Below are 12,435 nucleotides of genomic sequence, written 5' to 3'. Positions count from 1 at the left end.
TAATCCCTGTTACCAGAAGCGTCCCGAAGACATTCCGGAAAAATAGACGCCGCATTATAGCGGCATCGCTGGAATGAGTCGAGGCTGCAAACTCACCACTTTTTGGCGGTTTTGCTGCTTTTTTGCGCCGTAGATCGCGTTTGGAGGGAATAAATGAAAAGAAAACGGCCCGCAGGCCGTTTTGAGGAAGGTGATGAAATGAATTCAGGCAAGGGTTCCTGCACCGCGACAATTGGGTGAGGCCAGAACCGTATCCTGCAATCCATCCCACTCTTTTTGCGTGTAAGTATGCAGTGCCAGCGCGTGTACGCTGCCCGCTAACTCGGCTGCCAGTTCACCATAAATGGCGCGATGGCGTTGCAGAAAGCGCTGACCGGTAAATCGATCGCTGACAATCACCACTTTAAAGTGACTTTCAGAACCGGCGGGCACGTTATGACGGTAGCTTTCATCATGCACTTCAAGATGTGCAGGCTCGAAAGCGTTACGCAACTTTTCTTCTATTTGTTCGCGAATCATGATTAACACTCCTCTCCGGCGAGCGCTGTGCCCATCTGTTTAAATATTAGTAGGTTTTTCACCGCTTCCGCGGGTTAGCCGCAAATAAATCCCTCGACGCTGCGCATAGTAACCCGCTTATGCTTCAGGTCAACCGGGTGGGGTTTCTGCCCGTCTGAAAAAAGCCTTTACAATCAATTTCCATTAGCCCGGGGCTTTTTTCACCGCTGCGCAATGCTATGATGGCCGCAGTTTTGCAAACCAACCTATATGCTAACGAGAATGAGTATGTTGAAAAAACTGTTATTCCCTCTGCTGGCTGCTTTTATTTTGGCCGGCTGTGCCAGCAACAACACCACGTTGGATATTCAACCGAAGATTCAACTGCCGCAGCAAGATCCAAGTCTGATGGGCGTTACCATCAGTGTTAACGGTGCCGATCAACGTTCCGATCAGGCGCTGGCGAAAGTCAACCGCGATGGTCAACTGATTACGCTGACGCCTTCACGCGACCTGCGCTTCCTGCTGCAGGAAGTGTTGGAGAAGCAGATGACGTCACGCGGTTATATGATCGGCCCAAGCGGTGCGGTAGATCTGCAAATTGTGGTGAACGGTCTATATGCTGATGTAACACAGGGCAACGTGCGCTATAGCATTACGACTAAAGCCGATATCTCCATCATCGCTACCGCGAAAAACGGCAACAAGCAGGTGAAAAACTATCGCCAGACTTACAGCGTAGAAGGTGCGTTTACCGCTACCAACGCGAAGATCACCAACGCGGTTAACTCAACGCTGAGTGACGTGATTGCTGATATGGCGCAGGACACCAGCGTTCACAACTTCATTAAGCAGAACGCCCGCTAATTTCCGCAGTAATTTGCCCGGTCACTTCTGGCCGGGCTTCATTCCAGGTTGGCTATGACATCTCATTATCTGCGTATTTTTACCCAACGTAATGCGGCGGTATTGCTGCTGCTCGGTTTTGCCTCTGGCTTACCACTGGCGTTAACCGCCGGGACGTTACAGGCGTGGATGACGGTTGAGAACGTTGACCTGAAAACGATTGGTTTCTTCTCCCTTGTCGGCCAGGCTTACGTATTTAAGTTTCTGTGGTCGCCGATGATGGATCGCTATACGCCGCCGTTTCTTGGCCGGCGTCGCGGCTGGCTGCTGGTCACTCAGCTGGCACTGATTGGCGGCATTATTGCCATGGGCTTTATGCAACCCTCGCGTGACTTAACGCTGCTGGCGGCGTTGGCGGTTTTGGTGGCGTTCTGTTCGGCTTCGCAGGATATCGTGTTTGATGCCTGGAAAACCGACGTGCTACCGCCGGAAGAGCGCGGCAGCGGCGCGGCCATCACCGTGCTAGGTTATCGTCTGGCGATGCTGATTTCGGGCGGACTCGCGCTTTGGTTAGCGGATCGCTATCTCGGCTGGCAAGCCACGTACTGGCTGATGGCGCTGTTGATGGTGCCAGGGCTGATCGCGACATTACTGGCTAAAGAGCCGACAATGCCAGCGCGTGAACCACATTCATTACGTCAGGCAGTAACGTTCCCGCTTAAAGACTTCTTCCAGCGTAACAATGCCTGGCTGCTGATCACCCTGATTATCCTTTATAAGCTCGGCGATGCGTTTGCCGCTTCGCTCACCACCACATTCCTGATTCGCGGCGTGGGTTTCAGCGCCGGCGACGTCGGACTGGTCAACAAAACGCTCGGCTTGCTTGCTACGATTATTGGCGCGCTATATGGCGGCGTGCTGATGCAGCGCTTAAGTCTGTTCCGTGCATTAATGATTTTCGGCGTGCTACAAGCTGTCTCAAACTTTGCTTACTGGCTATTGGCCGTGACGCCTCCGCATCTTGGGAGTATGGCCAGCGCGGTCTTCATTGAAAACCTGTGCGGCGGTATGGGCACAGCGGCTTTTGTCGCCTTGTTAATGACACTGTGTAATAAATCCTTCTCCGCCACCCAGTTCGCGCTGCTCTCGGCCCTTTCGGCGGTAGGACGCGTTTACGTTGGCCCTGCAGCCGGTTGGCTGGTTGAGCTTTGGGGCTGGCCAGCTTTTTATGCCTTTACGGTATTTGCCGGTGTGCCGGGTTTGCTGCTGTTGTGGCTATGTCGCGGCACGTTACATAGCATCCAGCAAAGTGGTGAGTTTGTGATGCGCAGCTTATGGCCGCAAGGCTACCGCTGGACGGTACGTCTATTTAGTGTTGGCTGTGGCCTGCTGGCGTTATGGCTGCTGGCGTTGGCGCTTAATGCCAGCGGAGTTTTGCCAATCAACGCGCTGCTTACGCCGATGTTTGAAGCCGGCATGGCATTTGCCCTGTTGGCCGTTGCACTCGGCGTAATTTTGGACAGTTTGGCATTAAGAAAAATGTCGCCGGGCAATCACCGTTAACTCATCGCTATTTGTGAATGACAAATAAATGGCGCAAAAAATATCAGGAACTGATTTTACCAATAGCATTTTTTTTAACGCGAATTAGAAACATTAAATTAACAACTTCGCGGTAATATTTAAATCCGGTGAGCAATTAGTTTGTATTAAACTCATCGCAAAAATGATACAGAAATGTTAAATAAATGAGCATTAAGAGTACGGTTTATACTTTCCCTGATTTTTCTGCGGTTTCTACCATTGTTTTTTGTTATATTAACGCCAACTGCTTGTCGCAGTTAATAATTTGTCACCCTGCGTAACATCTGTGACACCCTTAGCAAAAGGTGTCAACAGCCTTCTGACACATCCTTATGCTGGTTTACACTGCATAAACCTTCCCGTAAAATGCGCGCACACTTAAACGACAATAGAGCCCTTTGTCATTGAGGTCGTTAAATGAGACTCAGTAAATACAATAAAAGTTTGGGGATTTTGTCATTAATTGCAGGCGCTGTATTACTCAGTGGCTGCGATAGTGCGTTGTTAAATCCCAAAGGACAGATTGCACTGGAGCAACGTTCGTTGATTCTGACAGCTTTTGGCTTGATGATGATCGTCGTTATCCCGGCAGTCTTCATGGCAGTATTTTTTGCCTGGAAATATCGGGCAACCAATACTAATGCAACCTATAGCCCTAACTGGTCACACTCGAACAAAGTGGAAGCCGTGGTCTGGACCATTCCGATCCTGATCATTATCTTCCTCGGCGTTTTGACCTGGAAATCAACCCACGCGCTGGAGCCGAGCAAACCGCTGGTTTCTGACGTTAAACCGGTTGAGATCGATGTAGTGGCGCTGGACTGGAAATGGCTGTTCATTTACCCGGAACAGGGTATTGCCACCGTTAACCAGATTGCCTTCCCGGCAAATACTCCGGTGAACTTCAAGATCACCTCCAACTCCGTGATGAACTCCTTCTTTATTCCTACTCTCGGCAGCCAGATTTATGCAATGGCCGGTATGCAGACCAAACTGCATCTGATCGCCAACGAGCCAGGAACATTTGACGGTATCTCTGCGAACTTCAGTGGTCGTGGTTTCTCTGGTATGAAATTCAAAGCCATTGCAACTAAAGACGATGCGGAATTCCAGCAGTGGGTTGCCAAAGTTAAAGCGGCACCTAACGCGCTGAACACCATGGATGATTTCGAGAAACTGGCTACGCCAAGCGAAAATCACCCGGTGGAATATTTCTCTACGACGAATCCAGAACTGTTCAAGCAAGTTATTGATAAGTTCAAGATGAGCCACGGGAAGATGGACATGCCACAGCATGAAGGTATGGACATGAGTCACGCCGCTTCCGCGGGAGCCGAGGAATAATACGATGTTCGGAAAATTAACACTGGATGCAGTGCCATACCACGAACCCATTATCGTGGTTACGGTCGCCGCTATCATCTTAGGTGGTCTGGCGCTGGTTGCGGCCATCACCTATTTTGGTAAGTGGCAGTACCTGTGGTCTGAATGGTTCACCTCCATTGACCACAAAAAACTGGGTATCATGTACATCATCATGGCATTCGTCATGTTGCTGCGCGGCTTTGCCGATGCGGTAATGATGCGTACCCAACAAGTGATGGCTTCCGCTGGGGAAGCCGGCATTCTACCGCCGCACCACTACGACCAGATCTTCACCGCTCACGGCGTGATCATGATCTTCTTCGTGGCGATGCCATTCGTGGTAGGTCTGATGAACATCGCGGTACCGCTGCAAATCGGTGCACGTGACGTTGCCTTCCCGTTCCTGAACAACCTGAGCTTCTGGTTTACCGCGATCGGTGTGATCCTGGTGAACATCTCTCTGGGTGTGGGCGAGTTCGCACAGACCGGCTGGTTGGCTTATCCGCCGCTTTCCGGGGTGGAGTACAGTCCTGGCGTCGGGGTCGATTACTGGATCTGGAGTCTCCAGCTGTCCGGTATCGGTACCACACTGACCGGTATCAACTTCTTCGTTACCATTCTGAAGATGCGTGCACCGGGCATGGACCTGTTCAAAATGCCGGTATTCACCTGGGCATCACTGTGTACTAACGTCCTGATCATCGCTGCGTTCCCGGTACTGACCGTTACGCTGGCACTGTTGACACTTGACCGTTACCTTGGCTTCCATTTCTTCACCAATGAAATGGGCGGTAACATGATGATGTACGTCAACCTGATTTGGGTCTGGGGTCACCCGGAAGTGTACATCCTGGTTCTGCCGGTGTTTGGTGTCTTCGCTGAAGTCACTGCGACCTTCTCTAAAAAGCGTCTGTTCGGTTACACCTCTCTGGTGTGGGCGACCATCGCGATTACCGTACTGTCGTTCATCGTTTGGCTGCACCACTTCTTCACCATGGGTGCGGGTGCAAACGTAAACGCCTTCTTCGGTATCATGACGATGATCATCGCTATCCCGACCGGCGTGAAAATCTTCAACTGGCTGTTCACCATGTATCAGGGTCGCGTTGAGTTCCACTCAGCGATGCTGTGGACCATCGGCTTCCTGGTTACCTTCTCTATTGGTGGTATGACAGGTGTTCTGCTGGCGGTTCCGGGTGCGGACTTCATTCTGCACAACAGCCTGTTCCTGATCGCGCACTTCCATAACGTTATTATCGGTGGTGTGGTGTTCGGTTGTATGGCTGGCGTGACCTACTGGTTCCCGAAAGCATTCGGCTTCACGCTGAATGAAAAATGGGGTATCCGCGCGTTCTGGTTCTGGATCATCGGCTTCTTCGTGGCATTTATGCCGCTGTATGCGCTGGGCTTCATGGGTATGACGCGTCGTATCAGCCAGGACATCGATCCACAGTTCCACTCACTGCTGGTTGTTGCAGCAGGCGGTGCGGCGCTGATCGCTTGCGGTATTCTGTGCCAGCTGACCCAGTTCTACGTTTCTGTGCGTGACCGCGACCAGAATCGTGACCTGACCGGTGACCCGTGGGGTGGACGTACGCTGGAGTGGGCAACCTCTTCACCGCCGCCGTTCTACAACTTTGCCGTTATCCCACATATCCACGAGCGTGATGCGTTCTGGGAAATGAAAGAGAAAGGCGAAGCGTACAAGCAGCCAGAAAAATATGAAGAAATTCATATGCCGAAAAACAGCGGCGCAGCTGTTGTTATCGCGGCCCTGATGACTGTGTTCGGTTTCGCAATGATCTGGCATATCTGGTGGCTGGCTGGCCTCACATTCGTAGGTACTATCGTGACCTGGATTGTGAAGAGCTTCGATGAAGACGTGGATTACTACGTACCGGTTGCCGAAGTCGAGCAGATCGAGAAGAAGCACTTTGACGAAATCAGCAAAGCAGGTCTGAAATAATGTCAACTGAAACTGCAAAACACCACCACGACGCCCATGCGGAGCATGGGCATCACGATGCAGGAGCCAATAAAGTCTTTGGCTTCTGGATCTACCTGATGAGTGACTGCATTATCTTCGCAACCCTGTTTGCGACCTATGCAGTTATGGTCAATAACACTGCCGGTGGCCCGGCAGGTAAAGACATCTTCGAACTGCCGTTCGTACTGGTCGAAACCGCGCTGCTGCTGCTCAGCTCCATTACCTATGGTATGGCAGTGATCGCGATGAACAACCAGAACAAGGGTTCGGTCATCAGCTGGTTAGCCCTGACCTTCCTGTTCGGTGCGGGCTTCATCGGGATGGAAATCTATGAATTCCATCACCTGATCAAGGAAGGCTTCGGTCCTGACCGCAGCGGCTTCCTGTCAGCGTTCTTTACGCTGGTCGGCACGCACGGTCTGCACGTGACCTCTGGTCTGATCTGGATGGCAGTGATGATGTTCCAGATTTCTAAACGTGGTCTGACTGCAACCAACCGCACCCGTATCATGTGCCTTAGCTTGTTCTGGCACTTCCTGGATGTGGTTTGGATCTGCGTATTCACCGTTGTCTACCTGATGGGAGCCATGTAATGAGTCATTCTGTTAACGAACATGGCGCTTCGCACGGTAGCGTGAAGTCTTACATGATCGGCTTCGTCCTCTCGATCATCCTGACCGGTATTCCGTTCTGGATGGTAATGGATGGCGGCGCTTCACACGGCACTATTCTGGGTGTGGTTCTGGTGTGTGCGGTGGTTCAGGTGCTGGTTCACCTGGTCTACTTCCTGCACTTAGACAGCAAATCAGAAGGTGGCTGGAACATGGTGGCCATTGTCTTCTCAGCACTCATCATCTTGATTGTTGTCGTAGGCTCACTGTGGATTATGTGGAACCTCAACTACAACATGATGGCCCACTAAAGAGTCGTGTAATGATTAAGCAATACCTGCAAGTAACAAAACCAGGAATTATTTTCGGCAATTTAATTTCTGTGATCGGTGGATTCCTGCTGGCTTCGAAAGGCAGCATTGATTACACCCTGTTTCTCGCCTCGCTGGTTGGCGTGTCGCTGGTCGTCGCATCAGGTTGTGTATTCAACAATGTGATTGACCGCGATATCGACATCAAAATGGAGAGAACGCGGAACCGTGTTCTGGTCAAAGGCCTGATCTCGGCGAAAGTAAGCCTGGTTTATGCAACCGCATTGGGTATTGCTGGCTTTGCGTTGCTGTATTTCGGCGCTAACCCGCTGGCCATGTGGCTGGCGGTGATGGGCTTCGTGGTCTACGTAGGCGTTTACAGCCTCTATATGAAGCGTAACTCTGTCTACGGCACGCTGATTGGTAGTCTCTCTGGCGCTGCGCCGCCGGTGATTGGCTACTGCGCAGTGACCAACCAGTTTGACGCTGGCGCGTTGATTTTACTGGCTATCTTTAGCCTGTGGCAGATGCCGCACTCCTATGCGATTGCCATCTTCCGCTTTAAAGATTACCAGGCTGCCAACATTCCGGTTCTACCGGTAGTGAAAGGCATCTCGGTGGCGAAAAATCATATTACGCTGTATATCCTGGCGTTCATGATTGCCACGCTGATGCTGACCCTTGGCGGTTACGCGGGCTACAAATATCTGGTGGTGGCCGCGGCCGTTAGCGTGTGGTGGCTCGGGATGGCGCTTTCAGGTTACAAAACCTCAAACGATAAAGTTTGGGCGCGTAAACTGTTTGTGTTCTCGATTATCGCTATCACTGCCCTCAGCGTGATGATGTCAGTTGATTTCATGACGCCGGCGTCGAAAGACTTGCTGACTTACGTCTGGTAATTCAGCTCCGCAAAACCAGAAAGGGCGCGAATTTCGCGCCCTTTCTTTTTGTTACCACTGCTTAAGAACAAATGTTTTACCCGCCCTGCCCTGCTGCCTAAAATGGGCGCAGTATAATTTTGAGGTAAACATGAACGACAATAAAATGACGCCAGTAGAGCTTCGCGCTACATGGGGTTTAGGTACGGTTTTTTCCCTGCGCATGCTGGGAATGTTTATGGTCTTGCCGGTACTCACCACGTACGGCATGGCGTTACAGGGCGCCAGTGAAACGCTGATTGGTCTCGCAATCGGCATCTATGGTTTGGCGCAAGCCATCTTCCAGATTCCTTTCGGTCTGCTCTCCGATCGTGTCGGCCGTAAGCCGTTGATCGTCGGCGGACTGATGCTGTTTGTCTTCGGCAGCATCATTGCCGCAACATCCGACTCCATATGGGGCGTGATCTTGGGCCGTGCATTACAGGGCTCTGGCGCGATCGCTGCAGCGGTGATGGCATTGCTGTCGGACTTAACCCGCGAACAGAACCGTACGAAAGCCATGGCATTTATTGGCATCAGCTTCGGCGTCACCTTTGCCATTGCGATGGTGGTCGGTCCCATCGTGACGCATGCGCTGGGCTTGCACGCGCTGTTCTGGATGATTGCTATCCTCGCGACGCTTGGCATCGTCATCACCCTGTTAGTGGTGCCGAATGCACCAAACCACGTGCTCAATCGTGAATCGGGCATGGTAAAAGGCAGCATCCGCACGGTGCTGGCCAACCCAAGATTATTAAAATTGAATATCGGCATTCTCTGTCTGCATATTCTGCTGATGTCGAGTTTCGTGGCGCTGCCAGGCCAGTTTGAACAGGCTGGATTGCCAGCAGCAGAACATTGGAAAGTCTATCTGGTCACCATGTTAGTCGCGTTTGTTGCCGTGGTGCCCTTCATCATCTATGCCGAAGTTAAACGCCGCATGAAGCGCGTGTTCGTTGGCTGTGTGGCGACGATCATCGTTGCGGAAATCGTGCTGTGGGGCGCGGCAGGTCACTTCTGGACGCTGGTGATTGGCGTGCAGCTGTTCTTCCTCGCCTTCAACCTGATGGAAGCCATTCTGCCTTCCCTGATCAGCAAAGAGTCGCCGCCAGGCTACAAAGGCACCGCGATGGGCATTTACTCCACCAGCCAGTTCATTGGCGTGGCGATTGGCGGCAGCATGGGCGGCTGGATCTTTGGTCATGTTGATGCACAAACCGTATTCCTGGTTGGCGCCATTGTCGCGGCAGCGTGGCTATTTGTGGCGATGTCGATGCAGGAACCGCCTTACGTCAGCAGCCTGCGTATCATGCTCAGCGATGCGGTGCTGGCAGTGCCAAACCTTGAGAAACGTTTGAAAGCACAACCCGGCGTGGCGTCAGTGTTTATCGTGCCGGAAGAGAAAAGTGCTTATATCAAAATAGACAGCAAAGTGACGAGCCGCGTAGAACTCGAAGCGCTGCTCGCCAGCTGCTAAATCATCAGCCCGACCTCCGTGTCGGGCTTTTTCTTACAGCGACAAATCCACCACGATACGCCCTTCAATCTTGCCGGCGTGCATGCGCGCGAAAATATCGTTGATGTTGGTTAGCGGTTCCACCGCCACGGTGGCTTTCACTTTATGACGACCGGCGAAATCCAATGCCTCCTGCAGATCTTTACGCGTCCCGACGATGGAACCGCGCACCGTGATGCCATCCAGCACCATATTGAAGATCGACAAATCAAATTTTCCCGGCGGCAAACCGTTCAGCACCATGGTACCGCCACGACGCAGCGTGCCAATCGCCTGCTCGAAGGCTTTCGGTGAAACCGCCGTCACCAGCACGCCATGCGCGCCACCGAAGCTCTCCTGAAACACTTTGGTCGGATCGACATTTTTCGCATTAGCCACCACGCTGGCACCTAAGCGTTTAGCAAATTCCAGCTTCTCATCATCAATATCTACAGCCGCCACGTTCAATCCCATCGCTACCGCATATTGCACCGCCATGTGACCCAGGCCGCCGATGCCCGAAATCACCACCCAATCACCGGGTTTGGTGTCGGTCATCTTCAGCCCTTTGTAGACGGTGACGCCCGCGCAGAGAATCGGTGCGATTTCATTGTAATCAACGTTATCCGGAATGATGCCGACGTAGTTAGCATCAGCGAGGCAATACTCGGCGAAACTGCCGTTTACCGAGTAGCCGGCGTTTTGCTGCGACAAACACAGCGTTTCCCAGCTATCAAGGCAATGCTCGCAGTGACCGCAGGCCGAATAGAGCCACGGCACGCCCACGCGATCGCCCAGTTTCAAATGTTTAACGCCTGCGCCCAGCGCCACAACCTGGCCGACACCTTCATGACCCGGAATAAACGGCGGATTCGGCTTGATCGGCCAGTCGCCTTCCGCGGCGTGTAAATCGGTGTGACACACGCCGGTGGCGGCGATCTTCACCAAAATCTGCCCCGGTCCCACCTGCGGCACCGGTACCTGCTCAATCACTAACGGTTCACCAAAAGACTTCACCACGGCGGCTTTCATGGTGGTTTTGATTTGCATATTCATCTTTCACTCTCCATTTGATCGGATGCGGACTCAGAACAGGCCTAACGGCGCGGTGCCATAGCTGACCAGCAGATTTTTGGTTTGTTGATAAGCGCTCAGCGCCATTTTGTGCGTCTCACGGCCAACACCCGATTGCTTATAGCCGCCGAATGCCGCATGAGCGGGATAGATGTGATAGCAGTTGGTCCAGACGCGCCCCGCTTTAATGCCGCGTCCCATGCGATACGCCAGATTGGTATCACGCGTCCACACGCCAGCCCCAAGACCAAACTGCGTTTCGTTGGCAATCGCCAGCGCTTCAGCCTCATCCTTAAAGGTGGTAACGCCAATCACCGGCCCAAAAATCTCCTCCTGGAAACAGCGCATCTGGTTAGTTCCTTTGATTAAGGTCGGCTGAATGTAGAATCCATCATTCAGCTCAGCGGCCACGCTCGCGCGTTCGCCACCGGTCAGAATTTGTCCGCCTTCGTCACGTGCGATGTTGATATATGACAGGATTTTGTCGAATTGCTGACGCGAGGCCTGCGCGCCGATCATAGTGTCAGTATCGAGCGGATCGCCACGGCGGATATTTGCCACCTTCGCCATTACGCGATCCATAAAGGCTTGATAGATCGATTCATGGATCAGCGCGCGCGAAGGACAGGTACAAACTTCACCCTGATTGAAGAAGCCGAGTACTAAGCCTTCTACCGCTTTTTCTATAAACTCGTCCTCACCGTCCATCACATCAGCGAAGTAGATGTTCGGCGACTTGCCACCCAGCTCCACGGTGCAGGGAATGATATTTTCAGCGGCACAGGCCATGATGTGACGCCCAACCGGAGTTGAACCGGTGAAGGCGATTTTGGCGATGCGCTTGCTGGTCGCCAGCGCTTCCCCCGCTTCACGGCCAAATCCCTGCACCACATTCAGCACGCCCGCCGGGAACAGATCGCCAATCACTTCCATCAGCAGCGTAATCCCCAGCGGCGTCTGCTCGGCAGGTTTCAACACCACGCAGTTACCTGCCGCTAATGCCGGTGCCAGTTTCCACGCTGCCATCAACAGCGGGAAGTTCCATGGGATGATTTGCCCTACCACGCCGAGCGGTTCATGGAAGTGATAGGCCACGGTAGTTTCATCGATCTCCGCGGTGCTGCCCTCTTGCGCGCGCAGACAACCGGCGAAGTAGCGGAAGTGATCCACCGCCAGCGGTAGATCGGCATTCAGTGTTTCACGGATCGGCTTACCGTTATCCCAACTCTCCGCCACCGCCAGTTTCTCGAGATTCGCCTCGATGCGATCCGCTACCTGCAGCAGGATATTGGCACGCTGCTGCACACTGGTTTTCCCCCAGGCGTCAGCGGCCTGATGAGCAGCGTCCAGTGCTAAATCGATATCCCGCGCGTCTGAACGTGGGAATTGCGCAATATCGCTGCCATTTACCGGTGAAGTATTGGTGAAGTATTGGCCGCTGAGCGGCTCGACGAATTTGCCCGCAATGTAGTTGCCGTAGGTCGCCTGAAATGAAACCAAAGCGCCGGGCGTGCCGGGATGTGCATAACGCATCGCAAACTCCTTAATGTAGGGTCAGATAATCTGAACGGACAGCGGCAACGTTGTATGACTTCATTGAATAACACGCTGCTGGATAAGCTATTGCAGCGCGCGTGCCAGTTTTACCAACCCAACAAAAAATGCATAAATAACCAAATAAATCAGAAAATTAACAAATCACACTTCCACTTTCTGCGCGAGCAGATGGAGAAAAAATCGTCATCTG

11 protein-coding genes are annotated in these 12,435 nt (G+C 52.6%); 8 read left to right on the top strand and 3 right to left on the bottom strand.

Annotated elements, in window-relative coordinates; genetic code table 11:
- Positions 1–204: 204 nt before the first annotated feature.
- On the bottom strand, positions 205–522 hold the full coding sequence (gene bolA / locus WH298_RS14540; RefSeq protein ID WP_176519194.1) for a transcriptional regulator BolA: 318 nt from the start codon (positions 520–522) through the stop codon (positions 205–207).
- Positions 523–786: 264 nt separating this feature from the next.
- On the opposite strand from bolA, the gene WH298_RS14535 reads away from it, so the two are divergent.
- The 8 genes from WH298_RS14535 (at position 787) to WH298_RS14500 (ending at position 9,596) form a co-directional block, all read left to right on the top strand.
- Complete coding sequence (locus WH298_RS14535; RefSeq protein WP_007886975.1) at positions 787–1,365, top strand: lipoprotein; 579 nt, start codon at positions 787–789, stop codon at positions 1,363–1,365.
- 54 nt (positions 1,366–1,419) lie between these two features.
- Positions 1,420–2,907 (top strand): muropeptide MFS transporter AmpG, encoded by a 1,488-nt coding sequence (gene ampG / locus WH298_RS14530; protein ID WP_007886976.1) that lies wholly within the window; start codon positions 1,420–1,422, stop codon positions 2,905–2,907.
- A gap of 438 nt (positions 2,908–3,345) precedes the next feature.
- Positions 3,346–4,272: a cytochrome o ubiquinol oxidase subunit II gene (gene cyoA / locus WH298_RS14525; RefSeq protein WP_007886978.1), complete on the top strand. Its 927-nt coding sequence runs from the start codon at positions 3,346–3,348 to the stop codon at positions 4,270–4,272.
- A gap of 4 nt (positions 4,273–4,276) precedes the next feature.
- Complete coding sequence (gene cyoB / locus WH298_RS14520) at positions 4,277–6,259, top strand: cytochrome o ubiquinol oxidase subunit I (RefSeq protein WP_007886984.1); 1,983 nt, start codon at positions 4,277–4,279, stop codon at positions 6,257–6,259.
- A complete protein-coding gene (locus tag WH298_RS14515) occupies positions 6,259–6,873 on the top strand; it encodes a cytochrome o ubiquinol oxidase subunit III (RefSeq protein WP_007886985.1) in 615 nt (204 codons plus the stop codon). The genes cyoB and WH298_RS14515 overlap by 1 nt, the downstream gene beginning before the upstream one ends.
- Positions 6,873–7,202: a cytochrome o ubiquinol oxidase subunit IV gene (locus tag WH298_RS14510; protein WP_007886986.1), complete on the top strand. Its 330-nt coding sequence runs from the start codon at positions 6,873–6,875 to the stop codon at positions 7,200–7,202. Before WH298_RS14515 ends, WH298_RS14510 begins: the two co-directional genes overlap by 1 nt.
- Before the next feature lie 11 nt (positions 7,203–7,213).
- Positions 7,214–8,101, top strand: coding sequence for a heme o synthase (gene cyoE / locus WH298_RS14505; protein WP_007886987.1), 888 nt, complete (start codon positions 7,214–7,216; stop codon positions 8,099–8,101).
- A 130-nt stretch (positions 8,102–8,231) separates the two neighbouring features.
- On the top strand, positions 8,232–9,596 hold the full coding sequence (locus WH298_RS14500; RefSeq protein WP_007886988.1) for an MFS transporter: 1,365 nt from the start codon (positions 8,232–8,234) through the stop codon (positions 9,594–9,596).
- A 33-nt stretch (positions 9,597–9,629) separates the two neighbouring features.
- Here WH298_RS14500 and adhP read toward each other — a convergent pair whose 3' ends face one another.
- A complete protein-coding gene (gene adhP, locus WH298_RS14495; protein WP_007886989.1) occupies positions 9,630–10,670 on the bottom strand; it encodes an alcohol dehydrogenase AdhP in 1,041 nt (346 codons plus the stop codon).
- A gap of 30 nt (positions 10,671–10,700) precedes the next feature.
- Positions 10,701–12,221, bottom strand: a complete 1,521-nt coding sequence (exaC, locus tag WH298_RS14490) for an acetaldehyde dehydrogenase ExaC (RefSeq protein WP_180823173.1) — start codon at positions 12,219–12,221, stop codon at positions 10,701–10,703.
- Between the last annotated feature and the right edge of the window lie 214 nt (positions 12,222–12,435).

This window comes from Pantoea nemavictus, from assembly GCF_037479095.1.
GTDB classification, from domain to species: Bacteria; Pseudomonadota; Gammaproteobacteria; order Enterobacterales; family Enterobacteriaceae; genus Pantoea; species Pantoea nemavictus.
Note: the sequence above shows the minus strand (reverse complement) of the source record. Positions and strands in the feature narration are given on the sequence as shown.

What these genes read in the sequence shown, in the direction of transcription:
- WH298_RS14535 (WP_007886975.1), top strand. Translation starts at nt 787, where the DNA reads ATGTTGAAAAAACTGTTATTCCCTCTGCTGGCTGCTTTTATTTTGGCC.
- ampG (WP_007886976.1), top strand. Translation starts at nt 1,420, where the DNA reads ATGACATCTCATTATCTGCGTATTTTTACCCAACGTAATGCGGCGGTA.
- cyoA (WP_007886978.1), top strand. Translation starts at nt 3,346, where the DNA reads ATGAGACTCAGTAAATACAATAAAAGTTTGGGGATTTTGTCATTAATT.
- cyoB (WP_007886984.1), top strand. Translation starts at nt 4,277, where the DNA reads ATGTTCGGAAAATTAACACTGGATGCAGTGCCATACCACGAACCCATT.
- WH298_RS14515 (WP_007886985.1), top strand. Translation starts at nt 6,259, where the DNA reads ATGTCAACTGAAACTGCAAAACACCACCACGACGCCCATGCGGAGCAT.
- WH298_RS14510 (WP_007886986.1), top strand. Translation starts at nt 6,873, where the DNA reads ATGAGTCATTCTGTTAACGAACATGGCGCTTCGCACGGTAGCGTGAAG.
- cyoE (WP_007886987.1), top strand. Translation starts at nt 7,214, where the DNA reads ATGATTAAGCAATACCTGCAAGTAACAAAACCAGGAATTATTTTCGGC.
- WH298_RS14500 (WP_007886988.1), top strand. Translation starts at nt 8,232, where the DNA reads ATGAACGACAATAAAATGACGCCAGTAGAGCTTCGCGCTACATGGGGT.
- adhP (WP_007886989.1), bottom strand. Translation starts at nt 10,670, where the DNA reads ATGAATATGCAAATCAAAACCACCATGAAAGCCGCCGTGGTGAAGTCT.
- exaC (WP_180823173.1), bottom strand. Translation starts at nt 12,221, where the DNA reads ATGCGTTATGCACATCCCGGCACGCCCGGCGCTTTGGTTTCATTTCAG.